14 protein-coding genes are annotated in these 18,044 nt (G+C 69.8%); 6 read left to right on the forward strand and 8 right to left on the reverse strand.

The window, feature by feature from the left end; all coding sequences use genetic code 11:
* Positions 1-168 precede the first annotated feature (168 nt).
* Positions 169-1,497, forward strand: a complete 1,329-nt coding sequence (locus ACH34W_RS37065; protein ID WP_395965837.1) for a hypothetical protein — start codon at positions 169-171, stop codon at positions 1,495-1,497.
* An 8-nt stretch (positions 1,498-1,505) separates the two neighbouring features.
* Here ACH34W_RS37065 and ACH34W_RS37070 read toward each other — a convergent pair whose 3' ends face one another.
* Both ACH34W_RS37070 and ACH34W_RS37075 read right to left on the reverse strand, forming a co-directional pair.
* On the reverse strand, positions 1,506-2,696 hold the full coding sequence (locus ACH34W_RS37070) for a Cmx/CmrA family chloramphenicol efflux MFS transporter (protein WP_395965838.1): 1,191 nt from the start codon (positions 2,694-2,696) through the stop codon (positions 1,506-1,508).
* Between the two features lie 110 nt (positions 2,697-2,806).
* A complete protein-coding gene (locus tag ACH34W_RS37075; protein WP_395965839.1) occupies positions 2,807-3,379 on the reverse strand; it encodes a TetR/AcrR family transcriptional regulator in 573 nt (190 codons plus the stop codon).
* Between the two features lie 139 nt (positions 3,380-3,518).
* Here ACH34W_RS37075 and ACH34W_RS37080 point away from each other — a divergent pair, with 139 nt between their 5' ends.
* A complete protein-coding gene (locus ACH34W_RS37080) occupies positions 3,519-7,712 on the forward strand; it encodes an SCO7613 C-terminal domain-containing membrane protein (protein WP_395965840.1) in 4,194 nt (1,397 codons plus the stop codon).
* 9 nt (positions 7,713-7,721) lie between these two features.
* Here the strand turns inward: ACH34W_RS37080 and ACH34W_RS37085 are convergent, their stop codons facing one another.
* Genes ACH34W_RS37085 through ACH34W_RS37100 form a run of 4 tightly spaced genes read right to left on the reverse strand, consistent with a single transcriptional unit; the run spans position 7,722 to position 14,282 of the window.
* On the reverse strand, positions 7,722-11,243 hold the full coding sequence (locus tag ACH34W_RS37085; protein WP_395965841.1) for an SAV_2336 N-terminal domain-related protein: 3,522 nt from the start codon (positions 11,241-11,243) through the stop codon (positions 7,722-7,724).
* Positions 11,233-12,222, reverse strand: a complete 990-nt coding sequence (locus tag ACH34W_RS37090; protein WP_395965842.1) for an AAA family ATPase — start codon at positions 12,220-12,222, stop codon at positions 11,233-11,235. The genes ACH34W_RS37085 and ACH34W_RS37090 overlap by 11 nt, the downstream gene beginning before the upstream one ends.
* A 1-nt stretch (position 12,223) precedes the next feature.
* Positions 12,224-13,921 carry a hypothetical protein gene (locus ACH34W_RS37095; protein WP_395965843.1) on the reverse strand — a complete coding sequence of 566 codons (1,698 nt, stop codon included), beginning with the start codon at positions 13,919-13,921 and terminating at the stop codon, positions 12,224-12,226.
* A gap of 7 nt (positions 13,922-13,928) precedes the next feature.
* Entirely contained in the window at positions 13,929-14,282 is a 354-nt protein-coding gene (locus ACH34W_RS37100; protein ID WP_395965844.1) for a CU044_2847 family protein, read from the reverse strand.
* A gap of 96 nt (positions 14,283-14,378) precedes the next feature.
* On the opposite strand from ACH34W_RS37100, the gene ACH34W_RS37105 reads away from it, so the two are divergent.
* The 3 genes from ACH34W_RS37105 (at position 14,379) to ACH34W_RS37115 (ending at position 15,475) form a co-directional block, all read left to right on the forward strand.
* Complete coding sequence (locus ACH34W_RS37105) at positions 14,379-14,720, forward strand: MmcQ/YjbR family DNA-binding protein (RefSeq protein ID WP_395965845.1); 342 nt, start codon at positions 14,379-14,381, stop codon at positions 14,718-14,720.
* A gap of 290 nt (positions 14,721-15,010) precedes the next feature.
* A complete protein-coding gene (locus ACH34W_RS37110) occupies positions 15,011-15,295 on the forward strand; it encodes a hypothetical protein (RefSeq protein WP_395965846.1) in 285 nt (94 codons plus the stop codon).
* Positions 15,296-15,346: 51 nt separating this feature from the next.
* Positions 15,347-15,475 (forward strand): hypothetical protein, encoded by a 129-nt coding sequence (locus ACH34W_RS37115; RefSeq protein WP_395965847.1) that lies wholly within the window; start codon positions 15,347-15,349, stop codon positions 15,473-15,475.
* A 107-nt stretch (positions 15,476-15,582) separates the two neighbouring features.
* Here the strand turns inward: ACH34W_RS37115 and ACH34W_RS37120 are convergent, their stop codons facing one another.
* Positions 15,583-16,011 carry a hypothetical protein gene (locus ACH34W_RS37120; protein ID WP_395965848.1) on the reverse strand — a complete coding sequence of 143 codons (429 nt, stop codon included), beginning with the start codon at positions 16,009-16,011 and terminating at the stop codon, positions 15,583-15,585.
* A gap of 80 nt (positions 16,012-16,091) precedes the next feature.
* Here ACH34W_RS37120 and ACH34W_RS37125 point away from each other — a divergent pair, with 80 nt between their 5' ends.
* Positions 16,092-17,372, forward strand: a complete 1,281-nt coding sequence (locus tag ACH34W_RS37125; RefSeq protein WP_395965849.1) for a sensor histidine kinase — start codon at positions 16,092-16,094, stop codon at positions 17,370-17,372.
* On the opposite strand, the gene ACH34W_RS37130 is transcribed toward ACH34W_RS37125, so the two are convergent.
* Positions 17,369-17,995 carry an NAD(P)-dependent oxidoreductase gene (locus ACH34W_RS37130; RefSeq protein WP_395965850.1) on the reverse strand — a complete coding sequence of 209 codons (627 nt, stop codon included), beginning with the start codon at positions 17,993-17,995 and terminating at the stop codon, positions 17,369-17,371. The two genes, ACH34W_RS37125 and ACH34W_RS37130, sit on opposite strands and share 4 nt — an antisense overlap.
* Between the last annotated feature and the right edge of the window lie 49 nt (positions 17,996-18,044).

Genomic DNA, 18,044 nt, shown 5'->3' on the forward strand with positions numbered 1-18,044 from the left:
CTTGTGCGTTGTTAGGAACCTCACGTTCGGCGCGCATTTGTGGACCGTGCCAAAGATCGGCCGCCGACCTGGGCGATCTCTCCCAGAGTGATCGTTTTAACACGATTAGTGATCTTTTAACGGAGAGTAGGTGAATGTTACGTTCCATGATCCCCTGGAGGTGATCACATGAATGTCCGGCTCCCCCTCGTCATCGTCGCCTCCCTCGCGGCGCTGACAGCCGGTATTCCTACATACGCCTACGTGGCTTCAGATAAAGCAAGTAACGCCGAAGCCGTGGCCGCGGCCACGCCCAGCAAGAGCGCCTACGTGCTCAAGGTCGGCAAGGCCCCGGCCGGCGCCGCCCTCGGCGGCATGGCGAAGAACCTCAAGACCAGCAGCGTCACCGCACTGCTCAACGACAAGGCGGGCAACCGCAAGGGTTCCCGGAAGGGAGCCTGCGCCACCAAGGCCGCGGCCCCCAAGCAGGGTGACTGGTTCTGTTTCAATTCGGCCGACACCAAGTCCGTCCAGTGGTACCCGCAAGGTGTCACCGGAACGTCCGACGCCCAGGCCGGCGGCTCATGGGGCAAGGGCGGAAAAGCCCTGCTCGTCAGCTGGTACGACAACCGCAAGGACGGCTATCACAAGAGCGCGCGGGTGACGTTCATCAATCTCAAGAACAACACCTACCGCCACGCGATCCTGGTCTGGCCGTACAAGAACGCCAAGGGCAAGCCCACGTACGAGCCCGTCGGCACCCACGGCACCGACAAGGGCATCCACGCCGGCGGACTCGCGTGGTACGGCAACAGGCTCTACGTCGCCGACACCAGCACGGGCGTCCGCGTCTTCGACATGCGGCAGATCTTCGACCTGGGCAAGAGCAAGAACGGCTCCACCCGTAAGCCCAAGTTGATCGGCCTGCACGGCAAGACGTACTACGGCCATGGCTATCGCTACGTGATGCCGCAGGTCGCCTCGTACGTGCCGAACACACGTTCCGGCAAGCCCTGCACTGCCACCGGCACGCCCAACCATTCGTGGCTGGCCATCGACCGCGCGGGCAAGGACAAGCTCATCTCGGGCGAATTCTGCATGGGCGAGGGCGGACGTGTCGCCGCCTTCCCCATCGGGAGCAAGGGCGGCAGCGACCTGGTGATGGACAAGAACGGGCGGGCCAACCCCGCGTACGTGGCCAACCTGCCGGTGACGAACGTCCAGGGCGGTGTCGGGACGCGCGGCAACTGGTGGTTCACCCGCAACGTGTTCAAGCAGGAGAAGCCACTCGAACCTGGCACCGTGCGCAACCGCGGCCAGCTCGTCCGGGCGAAGTACGCAGGCGGGTTCACCGTTCTCTCCAGGTCGACGATCTCGTACGGCCCGGAGGACATGTCCTGCTACCGGGGTACGCACCAGGTCTGGACCGTCGCCGAACATCCTGAGAAGCGGCAGACGCAGAACGGCAAGTGGCAGGGGCGAGTGCTCTACGGCATGCCTGCCAAGGGTTGCCGCTGACGCGCTGATCATGCGTCGCTGAGGGCCGGTACGGAGTGAACCTGCTTCGTGCCGGCCCTACGGCGTTGGAGCGCGCCCGCCCACGCCACCGTGCCGAGCGCGGCCAGGCCCAGCGCCGCCCCGATCCAGGCGACCGAGGGGTAGCCGAGGCCGCCGCCGATGGCCAGGCCGCCGAGCCACGGGCCGGCCGTGATGCCGACGTTGAACGCGGAGACATTGGCTGCGGCGGCGAGCGTCGGAGCGCCCTCGGCCAGCGCGAACACCCGGGTGTTGAGCGCGGGATTGGTGGCGAACCCGAACGCGCCCAGCAGGAACACCAGCGCGACCACCGGGATCGCCATCCCTGCTGTCAGCGCGAGCGCAAGTGAGATCACGGTCAGACCCGTGACGCCCGCGAACAGAGTGCGGAAGGGGTGCACGTCCGAGGTGCGGCCGCCGGTGGTGATGCCGATGAGCGCGCCGGCCCCGTACACCGCCAGCACCGCGGGCACCCAGCGGTCCGCCACGCCGGTCGTCTCGGTCAGCAGCGCGCCGAGGTAGCCGAACGTCACGAGCAGGGCGCCGGTGGACAGAGCGGTCGTGCTGTACGCGAGCCAGAGCCGGGGCCGGGCCATCGTCCGCAGCTCGCGCCGCAGCTCCGGCGTCTCCTCCGGGCGTCCGCCGGGGATCGTGGCGGCCACGCCCGCCATCGCGATCGCCGACAGGGCGGCGACCGTCCAGAACGCGGCACGCCAGCCGAGGTGCTGGCCGATGACGGTGCCCGCCGGAAGGCCGGCGATCGTGGCCACGGTGAGCCCGCCTGCGACGATGCTCATCGCCCTGCCACGCGCGTTCGCCGGAACGAGGCTGAGCGCCGTCGTCGCCGCCACCGCCCAGAACCCGGCGTACACGAAGGCGCCCACGACGCGGGTCGCGAACAACACCCAGTATCCAGGCGTCAGTGCGCCCACGATGTGCGCCACGATGAAGACCGCCAGGAACACGAGCAGTGCGTCCCGGCGTGGCCATCGCAACGTCACCACCGCCAAGACCGGCGCGCCGACGAGCATCCCGAGTGCGAACGCGGAGATCAGCAGGCCTGCCTGCGGGACGGAGACGCCCAGGTCGGTGGCCATCTCGGTGAGCAGCCCGGCGAGCATGAGCTCCGATGTGCCCTGGGCGAAGATGGACAGTCCGAGGATGTAGATGGCCAACGGCATCGGTGTGCCCTCCTGTTTTGGATAGATCAGTTCAAAATTTGCGCGGAAGAAAAGGCGGCTTTGAGGGCCGCCTCGTTCAAAGGGTGCTCAGTTTCAAAGAGCGCTGAGTTTCAAAGGGCGCTCAGTGCGGTGCGAGCGATCCCTTCCAGGGCGCTTCTCCCAGCGCCACCGCGTATCGCCACCTGTAGCCCGCTGATCGTGGCGTTGACGAAATGGGCGAGCTCCCTGGCGTCCTTGCCGGTGCCGATCTCACCTCGGCGCTGCCCGTCCTCGATCGTCGCCGTCAACGCGTCGAGCCGTCGCTCCAGATCCCTCCGCAGCACGGCGACGACTGCCGGATCGTGCGGGCCCAGCTCGACGGTCGAGTTGACCACGAGGCAGCCGATCGGATCGTCCGCCGGAGCCTCGATCACCTGCCACAGGAGGGCCCAGACCTTGTCCTTGGCCGGGGTGTCGCCCTCCAGGAGCTCGAAGATCGCCGCGTTCTTGCCGTCCATGTAGCGGCGCAGTGCCCGTTCGAAGAGGTCGTGCTTGCTCTTGAACGTGTTGTAGATGCTGCTGCGCCCAAGCCCTGTCGCCTCGCAGAGGTCCTGCGTCGAGGTGCCCTCGTAGCCCGCGGTCCAGAACGCGCGCATCGCCGCATCCACCGCCCGCTCCTCGTCGAACTGCCTCGGTCGTGCCATGCGCCCGACCTTAACAGTTTTGGATCGATCAGTGCAAAACGGAATCGTGGCCTGTCCAATTTACGCCGTTCATGGGTCCGGCGGCCGTCCGCGTCATACGCTGCCCGCACCGCACCTGAAGATCGACAGAGATTGGTCCATGGACACCGACCATCGACGCGATCCCGGCTGGCACTGGGGTCCGCCGCTCCCCGACACCGAGGCCGTCAGCGCGGAGCTGGCCCGGATCAACGCCCGCCTGCTGGAGATCGAGAAGGAACGCGCACACCTGTGTGACAGGCAGCGGGAGTTGCTCTCAGGCCTCGACTACGCCCGGCACGCGGCCGCCGCCGCCCTTGCTCCGAGACCTTCGGCACTTCCGGAACCTTCGGCACCTCCGACGCTCACGGCGCCTTTGCCGGATCGGCCGGAGGCGCCGCGCGCGGCCGAGCCGGTGCGGCGGCGACGCGACGTCTCCCAGCGAGCGGTCCAGAACCTGCTGCTCCTCTTCGGAGGCCTGCTGCTGGCCGTCGCGGCGATCGTGTTCACCGTGGTCAGCTGGGGACATCTGAGCATCCGCGCGGGTGTCCTGGTGACGATCACCGCGATCACGCTCGCGGTGCCCTGGCCGCTCGCGCGGCGGGGACTGGCCGCGACCGCCGAGACGATCGCGTTCATCGGTCTTGTGCTCGTGCCCCTGGACGCCGTCGCGATCGGCAAGGCGCTGGGGGGCGGCGAGGCACCCGCTGGTTCGCGGGGAGTCGCCGATGGCGACGCCGCCACCTTCTGGGGCGCGTCGCTGGCCATGGCGTTGATGGCGGCGGGATGGGCCTGGTACGGCAGGTACGCCCCGCTCCGGCTGCCGTACCCGACGGCGATCGTGCTGGCACAGGCTCCGCTTCCGCTGGCCGCGTTCGCCGTCGGGCTCACGCCGACCGGGATGGCGCTCGCACTGTGCGCCACCGCTGCGCTCGACCTTCTTCTGCACGCGCTGGCACCTCGGCACGTACAGGTCGAGCGAACCGTCATCGCGGTGGCCGGAGTGCTGGCGGCGGGCGCAGGCGTTGGTCTCGCGCTGGTCGTCTCGTTCGTTCCGGGCTCGGGCGGAGGGGCTGTGCGGGTCGCCGCCGTTCTGGTCTTCGCCGCTGTCCTGGCGGGGTTGACCGCACGTCACCTTGGCCCAGGCTTGCTTCTCCTTGGTCCGGGCTTGCCGCGTTCGTACGTGGCGCAGGCGGTCTCCGGCATCTGCTTTGTGGCGGCCTTGGCGGCACCGGTCGCAGCTGTCTTGCCCGATGGTTGGGACCCGGCCGCGTATGCAGCCGCATGCCTGGTCGTTCTGACCGCTGGCGTACTGCCGGCACCCGACTGGCTGCGCCCGGGTTTCGTCGGCGCCGGCCTGCTCGCACTCGCGCTGACCGGGCTGCTGATGACGCCGTACGTCGTGACGGCGCTTTTCGGTCCGCTGACCTGGGTGGCATCGATATGGGCGAGTTCGCCTGTCCGGGCTCGTGAGACGGCCTGGCCGGACTTCATGTGGCATGGCGCACCGGCTGTTCCGGTGGTCCTTGCCGCGTCGACTCTGGTGGCCGGAGTCGTGTCCGTTCGGCGGCGTGGCATGGTGCCTGCGGCGTTGGTGTTGGGCTCGGTCGCCGTGCTCACGCTTCCGATCTCCGGAGACCTGTCACACGCCGCCGCCATCGCGGTCCCGCTCGGGCTTGCATGGGCGTTGTCGATCGTGGCATTGCGCACCCGTGCTGAGAGGCTGGCCGCGACGAGCACGGTCGTTGTTGCGTTCGCCGCCTTGCTCGCGGTGGCTGGTTCGTTGGTACGCGAGGACTCGACGGTGCTCGTCGTCGGGATCGTGCTCGTGCTTCTCATCGCGTTCGCCGCTCTGGCTCGTACGGAGATTCCGCGCGTGACCGGCGCCTCCGGGGCGGTGATCGCGGCGGGCGGCTTGGCATGGGCGGTTTGGGCTTGGCAGTCGGCTGACAGCAGGTCGGCGGTGGTTCCGTTCTTGCTGCTCGCCGTACGAGCCTCCGCCCTCGCCCTCGTGACGCTCCCGGCCTGGAGATCGCGGCGGCCCGGGCAGGTGCGCGCGTTCCACCTGGCGGCCGAGGTGCTCACCGTGGCGGCCGTCCTCTACGTTCCCGCCGATCGCGGGCTCCTCGCGCTCACCTGGGCGATCGCCGCCGTGCTGGTGGCCGCCGGAGCATGGACGAGCAGCGGCCCGTTGCGCCTCGTACATGTCATCGCCGCCTCCGCCCTGGCCTTCTGCGCGCCGTTGCCGCTGGGCAAGGCCTTCTTCACCGCCCTCACCGGCCCGTACGCCTGGATGGGAGAGAGCTGGCACGGAGTCGGGGCCGGAGCCGCCGCCGACAACGCCCGAGCGGCGTTGTCTCCGGACTCACCCGCCTGGCACCCGGAGCCGATGCTCGTGCCGGTCCTGCTGCTCGCCGCGTCCGCCGCCGTTCTCGCGGTCGCCGCCCATGCCGGCCGGGCGGCGACCGGCGTCGCGCGAGTGCTTCTCCCCGTCGTGCTCATGCCGTTGCCCGTCGCCGCCGATCTTCCCTACTGGGCCGCGCTGGCCTTCCTGGTCGCCGTCACTGCGGGCCTGGCCTGCTGGGCCGCCATCGCGCGAGGACCGGCGGGGGTGGCGACGCTTTGGTCGGCGTCCCTCGCCGCGTCATGGTCCCTCGCCGAACGGCCCGCCACGCTGGTGGTCCTGGCGATGCTCGCGCTGATCGCCGCCGCGTTCGCCCTCTGGGGCAGGCATACCCCGGAAGCCGGTGTGGCGGCGGCCGTCGCGTCGCTCGCCCTGGGTGCGGAGGGGGCCGCGATCGCGTTGTCGGAGGGGCTGCCGCGCGAGTACGCGGCCTTCGTCGTGCTGGCCATCGCAGTGCTCGTCCTCCGATCAGCCGGGCATCTCACTGCCGTCGTGCGGAACGCGCTTCTGGGCACGGGAGCCGTCCTGCTTGTGGTCTCCGCAGGCATGACCGTGCCGCATCCGGAGCCCCTCTCCCTCGTGCTCGCCGCCGGTGGTCTCGCCCTGGTGGCCTCCCACAAGTGGATAGGACTGCAGGTCGCGGGCCTGCTGACTGTTGCCACGGCGCTGCTCCTCCACCTGCCCACGTTCGCAGAGGCGATGGTCGGGCCGTACCTCTGGATCGACCGAGTCTGGACCGGCCCGCGAGACCTCGACCCGGGAGAACCCGTGGCGGCAGCGGTGGCCGCGCTTGCCGCGGGAACGGCCATCGCCTCGGTCCGGGTCCTGACCGGGCACGCTGTCATCGCGGCCACGATCGCCGCTCCAGTTGCCCTCCTGCCCCTCGCAGCGCATCTCCGCCCTTCGTTCGCGCCGGCCTTCGTGGCCGTTCTCGTGATCGCGCTCGCCGTCCAGGCGTGCCGTGCGACCGGCCCGGTCGCGAACGTCGCGGGCGTGATGGCCGGATGGCTCGCGACCCTCACGATCGCCTGGTCCTTGGCCGACCGCGTCTCGACGTTGCTCGTTCTCGGTGGCTTGGCTGTCCTCGCCGGAGGCTGCGCCGTGTACGCACGCGGCTCATATGTGCGCGAGGGTGCATCGGCGGTGGCGGTCATGGCCGTCGCAGGCTGTTCCGCCGCGGCCTCTCTGGCGGCCGGGGCCTCGGCCACGCACGCCGCGTTCGCCGTCCTCGCCACGGCGGCCGCCGCGCTCCTGCTGGCGGCCGAGCTCCGGACGGTCGCGGTCGAGATCACCGCGAACGCGCTGTGCGTCGTCGCGGTGGTGATGACGGCAGCTGACGTCGCCTGGACGAGCCTCGCCCTTGCGGTCGCGGGCCTGATCACCCTCGGTACTGCCCTGCGGCCCGATCGCAGGCAAGCCGCATGGGCCGGGCTGGCGTTGCTCCAACTGGCACTGTGGCTGCGCCTAGCCGTGGCCGACGTGACGGCGCCCGAGGCCTACACGGTGACGCTGACCGTTGCCGGCGTCGTCGTAGCGCATTGGATCCGCCCCGCGACCTCCTCTTGGGCGGTCTACGGGCCTGCTTTGGCGTTGACGTTCGTACCGAGCCTGGTCGTCACATGGACCGACCTGGGCCTGACCCGCCCGCTTCTCCTGGGCGTCGCCGCGTTCACCGCGACCTTGGCAGGGGCGTGGACCCGGCTCCAGGCGCCCCTCCTGCTGGGTGGCGGCGTGCTGGTGTTGAACGCGGCGCACGAACTGGGCCCGGCGCTGTTCGACCTCGTCGGCCAGGGACCGCGCTGGGCACCGATCGCAGTCACGGGGCTGGCTCTGCTCTTCGCGGGCGCGACGTACGAGCACCGCATCCGGGACCTGCGCCGCCTCCGCACCTCCATCGCCGCCATGCGCTGACGGTAGGCCCTACGTCTCCACGCCGAGCGCCTGCACCCATTGGTCAGCGGTGGGACGGGTGCCTACAGGCCCGCGAGCCTCCCGGAAGAGGTCTGAGACGCTCGCGGCGATGCGCGGCGGGATCCCCTCCACAAACTCGATCCTGTCGCCCGGCCGCAGGTGCGGGATTTGGGCGAGGACGCGGACGATCAGCAGCGCCAGCTTGTAACGATCGCCATCCGGATCCGCGTCCTGATCGGCGCCCAGCGGATCATGCCAGTCCTGGCCCATTGGCGTCCCAGCAAAGCGCATTCCGTCACAGTTGAGCAGATAGATCTCCGCAGGTCGTGAGGCCCAAAGAATGGTGCGTGTCGTCACGTCCCCGATGACCAACGAGTGTGAATGCAGCAGTTGGAAGAGCGCCGCGATCCGCTGGACTATCTCCAGCCGATCGCCGGCTTCCGGCGGGGTCTCGGATTCGCCCCAGGTGGTCCGGCGGTCAGACAGCAGGTAGCTGAGCTCACGCACGCGCACCGAATCGGCGCCGCGCGGCCCGAACCGTCCGTAGAAGCGCTCCGGAGCGCGCGGTATGACGACACCCGCGACCCGGTCACCGTCCAGCACACGCGCCACTGGCCAGGCCGTCTGACTGAGCAGCAGTTTTCTCTCGCCCGCTGAGAGAGTGGCGGGGAACGACACCAGACGCGCGACGGCGTCGGCGTCGGTTTCGGCGAACCGACCTCGGTACTCCTTGTAGAGCAGTTCATCGTTCACCGAGACCATCGAGTAGAGGGTGCTCATCCCGCCTGTACCCAGCGGCGCGCCGAGTCCGAGATCCCGCAACTGCAGATCGGTTCCGGGAGCACTCTCGACGGTCGCCGCTTCCGGCTGCCGCCTTGGCATCAGCCAATGCGCTTGCGGCTCGCGTTCGGATAGTGTCCGTGCCAGTGCACGCACGTTCGTCCTGGGCAACAGCTTGAACTCGGTGGATTCACGGCCCACGTCCAGGCGGCAACCTTCTGCGGAAACCGTGATGTACCAGGAAGGGGCATGGTCGAAGTTGAACCTCCTCCTTCGGGTGGAGATCATGGTGACCTGCATGCCGAGCAGGGGACCGCGCTCCACGACCTGCCGGATCACGTCTTGAAGCTCCGGCTTGGCCACGAACAGCATGTCAGCCGCGTTCACCAGCACGAAGAGGGCTGGCAACGGCGGGATCGGCTCGCCCTGCGTCACCGACGACTGGTAGTGGTGCCAGGCGATCGAACGTGCCGCGTCGAGGAGGGACTGCCGCCGGTCCAGCTCGTGAACGAGTGCCTCGCCCAGCCGGTCGGCCAGCGAGAGCTCATTCGCGATATTGGTGATCACGTCGGCAACGTGAGGAAGCTCCTCAATCCCGCCGGTGAACGTGCTGCCCGCCGAGTAGTCCGCCAACAGGAAGTTGAGTTGCGCGGGCGGATGGGCGACGGCTAGTTCTGTCACGAGTGTCCGCACGAGCTGAGAGCGGCCGGACAGCTGCCGATCGATGATCAGGCCGTGGCCGGGCATGAAGCCGTCCATAACGTCGAGCCTGACCGGCCCGTCATCGTTCGCCCCGAGGGTGACCGGCTCCCACTCGTCCACCCGCCGCGTCCAGTCCGGGATCGGTTGCGCGGGGGTTTGGAACAGTGAAGCCCGATCCGAGGGAGCCTCGGCGGAGCCGGGCAGGAACCTGTTGATGAAGCGGCGGATCCGGCCCCCCGGCGCCGGTTCCGGGCGATCGTCAGCGGCGTTGCTTGGCGGGGAACTAGCCGTGCCCCGCACCCGATCCCTCACAAGCCGCAGTACGTCGGCTTCTTGGCGGCATGAATCGCAGTCCGCGAGATGGGCGAGCGCGCGGACGAGTTCCTCGCCGCTGAGCTTGCCATCCACGTAATCGGTCATGCGGACGCCGCTCAAGTGCACGACATCGCTACCGGCGGGGCGAGCGGCGATCGGGGGAGCCTGGACTTGCGGTGGCGGTGGCGGCTGGGAAGCGACACTCGCGATGTTTGGGAATGGCGGGACCGCGGGCGCGGGGGGCGGCGGGGGCGTGATCGTCCGGTCTAGGAGGGCTCTTGCCTCCGGGCTGATGAGGGCGAAGGGGCGGTCGGGGAGGGCTTGGTCGCCTTGGGCGGAGGGGAGGAGGGCGCGGAAGGTCTCTGCGGCCGAGCCGATGCGGGGTTCGATCTCGGCGGAGACCTGTTCGAGGACGTGACGGGTGTGCCAGGCCTCGGGGCGCGGGAGGCTGGCGAGGAGGGCCGCGCGGGCGCCGGGGACGAACTCGTAATGGCCGATGGAGTGGTCGACGGGGCGCAGGAGGCCGCTCAGGAGTACCTCGGCCAGCTGGCCGGGACCGGACTCGCCCAGGACGCGATGCTGGATGAGGCGCATCACCGGGAGGAGCGGGATGGAGACCGCGACATGGGCGGCCAGCTCGGCGGCTTCGGGGGAGGCGGTCACCAGGAAGCGGCGGACACGTTCCTCTGGAGGGAGTTCGCGTTCGCGTTGAACGGGCGCGGCGGTGGTGGCGGTGGGCGTGGCCATGGCGGCGGGTTGGGGTCCTGCGCCCGCGACCAGGTTCGCCCAGCCGGAGAGCCAGCGGGGTGCGATCTCCAAGACGGGGATCGGTAGGCCGTCGGGGGCCTCGCCGTCGTACGGGGTGAAGTCCAATTTGGTGTTAGGCGCGCCGGGGCGGGGGAGTGAGGCGAGGCCGGGGGTGGTGGGGGCGGCGGTGCGGCGCCACAGACGTTCGGGGAGCGGTTGCAGGATCGCCGTCGGGCCGGTCTGCGCCCAGCGGCGGAGAGCGCGCGGGGCGCGGCCGTTCCACCAGTGCGGGCCGGAACAGTCGCTGAGCACGAGCGTTGTGTGGCGTCCGGCGGGGTCCAGGAGCGTGGTGGGGGAACGGGCGGGACCGGTGGGGGAGGACGAGATACCTCCCGACTCGTTCAGGTAGGTGAGGTGTAGGTCGCGGAAGGCGCCTTGGCGGACGATCGTCTCGGCGAGTTCGCGGCCTAGGGGCTGCCAGAGCCTCATGGACGGGCCGGTGTCCACGACCAGGTTGAGGGAGAGCCAGCGTTCGGGCGCTGGGGTCAGGACGGGCACCCACAGGGCGGTCTCGGCGATGCGGGCGGCGGTCGCGTCCTCGTCCAGCTCGGTGCGGAGGGGAGATGCGACTCGGCGTTTGAGGGGGCGGAGCGCGCGCTGGACCCCCAGGGGGTTGGTCAGCATCGGCGCCGTCGGGACGAGGATCTCCCTGGCGTCGCTGCCGCTCTGGGATTCGGGAGGGCGCGGGTGGAGTTCGGTGGTGAGTTGGTCGGGCTGTTGTTGGGGCGGACTATGGGGAGCCTGAGGGCTCTCGGAGATGTCTTCGGGGGGTGGCAGGTCGTCGTGGGTGGTGTCGGGCGCGGGCGGTGCTTCGGCGGTCTGGGTGGACGAGGTGTGGCAGGCGAGCCAGAGGATCTCGCTCAGCTCGCGTGCGTCGGTGGGCTGGCCGAGCGAGTCCAGGGCCTGGTGGAGTCTTTCAATCTTCATCTGGACCGGCGGCCAGATACGGCGTGATGCGGTCGGCGAGGTCGCGGCGGTCGGCCGCGTCGGAGAAACGGCACAGGTAGACGGCGTTCAGCAGCTGGTCGGTGGCGAGCGTGCCCTGTTTGGCCCGTTCGAAGAACTGGCCGATGAGGTCGTCGCTCCGGTCCGCCAGGTCGCCCAGGTGCTCGCGGACGATGGCGGCGAGTTCGGCCTGGTCGGCGGGCTGGCTGAGCTTGACCGTGATGCAGCGGCGCAGGAACGCGGGCGGGAACTCGCGTTCACCGTTGCTGGTCATCACGACGAGGGGGAACGCGTTGCAGCGGACGGTGCCGCGGGTCACGGTGACGCGGTCGGCGTCCGAGCCGTCGGCGGTCATCACCTCGGCGGTGGGCTCGGCGCGGCGGGCGAGTTCGGGGATCTCGTACTCGCCCTTCTCGAAGATGGTGAGCAGGTCGTTGGGCAGGTCGATGTCGCTCTTGTCGATCTCGTCGATGAGCAGGACCCGCGGCCGGGCGTACGGGAGGAGCGCGGTGCCGAGGGGTCCTAGGCGGATGTAGCGGCCGATGTCGTCGGGCGTGGGCTCGCCCCCGTTCACGGTGCCCTCGCGTCTCGCGGCGTACAGGCGGGTGAGGGGGTCGTATTGGTAGAGACCGTCGCGCAGGGTGACCCGGCTGGTGATGGGCCAGTGCAGGACCGAGCCGAGCCCGAGTTCGTGCGCCACCGCGTACGCGAGGGTGGACTTGCCGGTGCCGGGCGGGCCGGTCACCAGGAGCGGGCGGCGCAGGTAGAGCGCCGCGTTCACCTGCTGCACGGCGTCGTCCGACGGGCGGTACGTGGTCGCCTGGTGGTGTCCGGCGGGGCCCGCGGGCGGGATGTCCAGCGTCGGCCCGCCGGAGAACGAACGCCACGGCGGGGGTGGCGGGAGGCTGTTGATGCCGTCGTGCGGCTCGCGGGTCCCGCGGTACAGCAGCCAGTCAGGCACCTCATACCTCCATAGCGAGGGGCGGATCAGGAAGACGGGACGGGTCGTCCCACAGCAGGGTGAGCTCACGGCCGCAGTGCGGCTCGTGGGCGGGCGCGACGAGGGCCTGCTTGCGCAGCTCCATCACCCGCGCCGGCAGGTGGTCGGGGTGGCCCGCGAGGGCGTCGGCGAGGTCGTCGACCTGGTGCCGGCCGGTGCAGCCGGGGGTGCAGCGGGTACGGGGCCAGGCCATGACCGGGATGCCGGTGTTGAGCGCGGCGGTGACCCAGGCCTTCGCAGGACGCGCCCCGTAGACCAGGACGCAGACGTCGGAGTTGGCCATCAGCCAGTTTTGGAACGCGCTCTTGGCGCGCGGTCTGCCGCAGTCGACGCGTTCCGGCTCGCTGCTGCCGCGCTCGCGCAGCACACGCCAGCGGCGGTGGGCCTGGTCGCGGCGGATCGAGTCGGGGCGGAGGCGTTCGACGTCCCGCACCACGACCGGATACATGCCCATGGGCAGCTGGTGTTCGCGTTCGACGTACCACTCCTCGAAGGGCTTGCCCAGCCACGACTCCGGCACCGCGAACTCGATCATCCAGTCGGTCCGGCCCACCATCGCGCCGCGCGCCTTGGCCAGGCCGGTCTCCGCCGCCTGCCGTACGGCCCGTTCCGGGACCCGGACCGTCTCCTGCCGGGCACCCTCCGCGCCGTCGATCCAGGTGTGCACGGTCACGTCGTAGGCGTTGTCGTGCGTCACGCGTTCCAACCGGACGATCACCGAGGCGGTGCCGTCTTCGGTGCCGTCTTGGGTGGTGCCGGCGCGTGGGCGGGGCAGGTGCGCCCGGGACCAGCCGGCCAGATCCCGGTCGGACAGGTGGCGCTGGAGAACGGCGATCCAGCGCGCCAGCCGGTCCGGGTCGTCCGGCCAGCCCTCGGCCACGCTCCGGACCGAATCCCACACCGACCGGAACCTGGGCCTCCCCGGCATGGGGCCGACGGCCTCGGCGACGAGCTCAGCGAGGGGCGCGGCGGTGGCGGCGCCGGTCAGCAGACGCCTCAGCGAATGCCGCGCGGGCGGCGTCAGCCAGGTCAGGGGCAGGTGGTCGTCGAGCTCCTCCCAGTAGCGGCGGATGGCGGCGAGCGGCAACATCCGGCCCACCGCGCCGTCCGTGCCGCGCAGATCGGAGTCGGTGATCATCCCGACGACCTCGCGTGTGGACTGGTCGTACACGGCCGCGCCGCTGTATCCCTCCAGGATCTGGTCGCCGGGCTCTGCCTTGAGCTGCCACCACTCCTGCCGCTGCACCATCGACGGCCCGGTGGTGACGGTGATGTGCCGCTCGTCCGGCTCGCGGGGATGGGGGAAGCCGTACGTCCCGAGCACACGCTGCCCGCCGTACGGCACGGGTCCGTGGGGAGCCCGCGGGGCCGGCCGGTCCAGGATGTCGGGCGCGGCGAGCCGGGCGGGGGTGAACGTGACCGGGGTGCTGAGTTCGAGCACCGCCACGTCGCCTTCGTCGCCCGGCCGCTGCCAGTCGCCGCATGACACGATCTTGGCCGGCAGCGGGCCGCTCAGCCCCGGGAAGCCGACCCACGTGCTGCTCCGGCGGGTCACCGAATGGGCGCACGTCAGCAGCTTGGTGGGGGTGATCAGGAACGCCGACGCGCGGGACTCTCCAGAGGCCTCGCCCACCCAGGCCCGCCACTGCCAGTCGTGCACGGTGCGGTCAGCCTTCCTCCTCGGTCGACGCCTGGCCGGAACCGGCCGGGCCGCCCCAGGTGAGCTTCACCTTGAGATGGCCCTCGCCGGCGGTCTTGGCGATGACCGCGCCCGCCGAGGCGTTCAGCTTGACCCCGAACTCCAGCTCGATCATGTCCGGGTTGAGCTTGCCGCCCTGGAGGGTGCGGAGCGCGGACTCGGCGGCGCCGCGCACGTGGTCGAGGGCCGATTCCAGCCGCTCGGCGGCGTTGAAGATGAGTCCGTGGTCGGGGCGTGACACCGACTGGAACCCCGGCTCCCGGGTGTCGACCTCGACGATCACCGGTCCCTGGTCGGTCTGCCATCGCACGAGTTCGTCCACGCGCACCCCGTTCCCCGACGCACTTTGCTCTGTTCTTTTGTCCCGCAATCTACCAAGATCGTCAATTCTGTACCGGGCGGATGGCCATAATGGGGGATGGTCACCGTCGAGGACGTGCGGCGCCTGGCGCTGACGTTGCCCCGCACGTCGGAACACCTCATCAGGGACTGCGTGAAGTTCCGGGTCGGCCAGATCGTCTACGTCGCGTTCTCCGCGGATGAGACGATCATGGGCTTCGCGTTCCCGAAGGAGGAGCGCGCCGCGCTCATCGAGTCCGAGCCGACCAAGTTCCACCTGCCGCGCCTCTCTGACCAGCGCTTCAACTGGGTGAACGCCTGGACCGCCGAGCTCGACGAACCCGAGATGCGCGAGCTGGTCATCGACGCCTGGCGCATGGTCGTGCCCAAGAAGGTCGCCGCCGCCCGCCTCGGCTTGTAGCCGCGCCAAGGCAGAAGCCGCTACCCCGCCTGCCCCTGCCTGCTCCCGTCCGCCCACGCTGGCCACGGCAGAAGTTTTTTGAGAATTCGGCGCCGGAGGCGATGAGTTCTCGGAGGGGGCGTGGTCTACCTCTGTGAGAGCACGACAACGAACCAGCGAGGCTCGGCGGAGGGCTCTCGACCAGCCGGAACCACCGCGATTTTCCCGGAAATCCGACGGCTCGGGCTATGGAACAAAGTATTCCGTTCTGATAGGCTCAGAGCAGAGCCGAACAAGGAAGAAGGCCCGCGATGTCGACCACGATGAGCGTCTCCGAACTGGCCCAGATCCTCTTCACCTCCCCGCTCCAGGCGTCCGCAGGCCCCTCCTCCGCGCAGGTCCGCGCCGCCGTCGACACGCGGCTCGCCGAGTGCGGCGACGACTGCGCCACCTGCCTCGCCCGCGTCGCCCAGGAGGCCGGCGACCACCCCGAGGCCTACGCCGCCCGCATGCGCTGGGCGCTCGACGCGATCCAGACCGCGTACTTCGGCGACGCGGTCGAGACCACCTACTTCGGCCTCGCCGTCGCCGCGTGACCAGCGGCTCCACACCTGTGAACGGCCCGGCACCTGTGAAGGAGAAACATCATGAACACGCACCTCGCGGAAGAGATCGTCCCCCGTTCGCTCAAGCAGCTGCTGGCCGCAGGCGATCCTGGAATCCCGGAACGCCGCCGACGGCCCCGCAAGGTCATGACTCTGCGCCGCGTCTCGTGACAGACCCCGCGCCCCGACCTCCACCTGAGGCCGTACCGAAGCAAAATCGGTACGGCCTCTTTTGCTTTCCGGGGCCCGCATTGGGAAATGCCACCGCACCTGCGGCCTCAGGGAAGCAGCCTCGGGAAGCCGCCGGTGCAGCGGACGGCGGCCCTGACCGTGGCGCCGTCCTCGTGCCGGAAAAGGACCACTGCCTCCCGGGCGGGGCCGTCCTGAACGAGATGGCTACGGTAGCCGATGGCCGGGTTCCAGCCGGTGAGGGCCGCCTGGTCTTGGCCGACGCACACCGCGAGAACTCGCCCGCCCGGGCTCGTGAAAACCCGCGGTTCGCCCGCGCCCGCTACGGAGTTCTCCGGATCGGGGGTGATCGCAGGTTGGGTGTCGAGGCGCCTCTGGATCTCCCCACTGGACATCGGCTGGACGACGCCGCCCGTCAGCATCCAGTTGGTGATCTGTACGGCGGCCAGTCCCACCGCGACCATGAGCACGGCGATGGCCAGCCAGATGCCGACCAGGGTGGCGGTACGCGCGGTCACGCGAGCAAGCGTGGCATCCCAGAGGTCAGCCCCGAGTCAACACACGGTGATGAAAATGCAGGTCAGCTAGGGTAAGGGGCGTGACGCTCACGACCATCCGGCGGCAGTTGATGTCCCTGGTCGTCCTGATCATCCTGCTGGTCCTCGTCGCGTTCTTCCTGCCGCTCGTGGCGACGGTGCGTTCCATCTCCGCCGACGAGAGCGTCGCCCAGACGGTGGTCGAGGCCGAGTCTCTCGTCCCGATCCTCATGCGCGAGGACACCGAGACGCTCGCGCTCTCCGTCGACAGCCTCGCGGCCAGGGAGGCCGACACGTTCTCCGTCTTCCTCCCGTCCGGTCGCGTGCTCGGTGATTCGGCTGCACGTTCCGACGCTGTCCGGCTCGCCGAGCGCGGCTACAGCCTGGTCGCCGAAGTGCCGGGCGGTCGCGAGGTGCTGCTGTCGGTCATCGTCCGCAACGACGGGCCGGTCGTCGTACGCGCGTTCGTGAGCGACTCCGTCATGTACGAGGGTGTGAACGTGGCGCTGGCCACGCTCGCGCTGCTGGCCTTTCTCCTGCTGTTGATCGGCGTCCTCGTCACGTTCCCTCTGGCCACCCGGCTGACGCGGCCGCTGCTCGAACTGTCGGAGGTGTCCCGCCGCCTCGGCCGCGGCGACCTGGCCGCGCGGGCCCGCGGCGGAGGCGCGGTCGAGCTCGTCGAGGTGGCCGCCGCGCTCAACTCCCTGGCGCGCCGGATCTCCGAACTGGTCAAGGGTGAACGCGAACGCATCGCCGACCTCTCGCACCGGCTCCGCACCCCCCTCACCGCCCTGCGCCTCGAAGCCGACCTCCTCGAAGACCAGACGGAACGCACCAAGGTGAACCGCACCATCGACCAGGTCGAGAGCACGGTCACCGACGCCATCAAGATCGTCCGCAGTGGGGACACCGGACCGGGGACCTGCGACGCCACGGTGGTGATCGCCGAGCGTATGGAGTTCTGGTCGGTCCTCGCCGCCGAGCAGGGGCGCTCGATCGGAGGCGAAATCACCCCCGGCCCTCTCCCTGTCGCCACGTCCAGCGCTGAACTCGCCGACGCGTTCGACGTCCTGATCTCCAACATCTTCAGCCACACGCCCGGCGGCACGGACTTCTCGGTCACGCTGGTCCCGCAGCCCGGTGGCGGTGCGGTGCTGGAGGTGGCCGACAACGGCCCAGGCTTCGCTGACACCCGCGTCCGGCGCGGCCGCAGCGGCGGCGGCTCGTCCGGGCTGGGCCTGGACATCGTCCGCCGGGTCACCGAAGTCTCAGGCGGCCACCTCACCCTGGGCACAGCCCCATCCGGAGGCGCCCTGGTCCGCGCCGAGCTAGGCCCGCCCTAATACGACACGTACGGGGCCTCACGAACGTACGCGTCATCCTGCAACTGCTTCAGCAGGAAGTCCGCCGCGTCAGCCCTGGAGAGCTTCGACTTGATGATCGTGGTCACCCCCGTCCCATGTTTGTAGGCGCCGGTGCGTTCCCCCTTGGTCAACGCACCCGGCCGCACGAGCGTCCAGTCCAGCCCGCTCTGCCGCACGTACTCCTCCTGCCGCGCGGTGTCCGCGAACGCCGACCGCAGAATCAGCGGCACAAGCACGTACTTGTACTGGAACGGCAGCATCTCAGCACTGTCGGCCATGCCGATGGTCGACTGAACCACGAGCCGCCGCACCCCGGCCTTCTCCATAGCCCGGATGATGTTCTGCGTGCCCTCGGACCGCACCGTCCCCGTCTTCCGCGCCGGCGCCCCCAACACGCACACGACGGCGTCCTGCCCCTGCACGGCCCGTTCGATCGCCTCGTAGTCCATGACATCGCCCTGCGCGACCCTGAGCTGCTCATGCTCCACGCCCAGCTTGGCCGGATCGCGCACGAACGCGGTGACCTCATGCCCCCGATCCAGAGCCTGCTCGACGACGCGCCGCCCCGTACCGCCCGTCGCCCCGAAAACCAGAATCTTCATCGTGCCCGCTCCTCTGCTGAGCCGATGGGGATCGATGAAGCGGCCTGCC

It is taken from the genome of Actinomadura sp. 6N118, assembly GCF_044326415.1.
GTDB lineage: Bacteria > Actinomycetota > Actinomycetes > Streptosporangiales > Streptosporangiaceae > Spirillospora.

Excerpts from the sequence above, each read along its gene's own strand:
- ACH34W_RS37065 (WP_395965837.1), top strand. The coding sequence starts at position 169 with ATGAATGTCCGGCTCCCCCTCGTCATCGTCGCCTCCCTCGCGGCGCTG.
- ACH34W_RS37070 (WP_395965838.1), bottom strand. The coding sequence starts at position 2,696 with ATGCCGTTGGCCATCTACATCCTCGGACTGTCCATCTTCGCCCAGGGC.
- ACH34W_RS37075 (WP_395965839.1), bottom strand. The coding sequence starts at position 3,379 with ATGGCACGACCGAGGCAGTTCGACGAGGAGCGGGCGGTGGATGCGGCG.
- ACH34W_RS37080 (WP_395965840.1), top strand. The coding sequence starts at position 3,519 with ATGGACACCGACCATCGACGCGATCCCGGCTGGCACTGGGGTCCGCCG.
- ACH34W_RS37085 (WP_395965841.1), bottom strand. The coding sequence starts at position 11,243 with ATGAAGATTGAAAGACTCCACCAGGCCCTGGACTCGCTCGGCCAGCCC.
- ACH34W_RS37105 (WP_395965845.1), top strand. The coding sequence starts at position 14,379 with ATGGTCACCGTCGAGGACGTGCGGCGCCTGGCGCTGACGTTGCCCCGC.
- ACH34W_RS37110 (WP_395965846.1), top strand. The coding sequence starts at position 15,011 with ATGTCGACCACGATGAGCGTCTCCGAACTGGCCCAGATCCTCTTCACC.
- ACH34W_RS37115 (WP_395965847.1), top strand. The coding sequence starts at position 15,347 with ATGAACACGCACCTCGCGGAAGAGATCGTCCCCCGTTCGCTCAAGCAG.
- ACH34W_RS37130 (WP_395965850.1), bottom strand. The coding sequence starts at position 17,995 with ATGAAGATTCTGGTTTTCGGGGCGACGGGCGGTACGGGGCGGCGCGTC.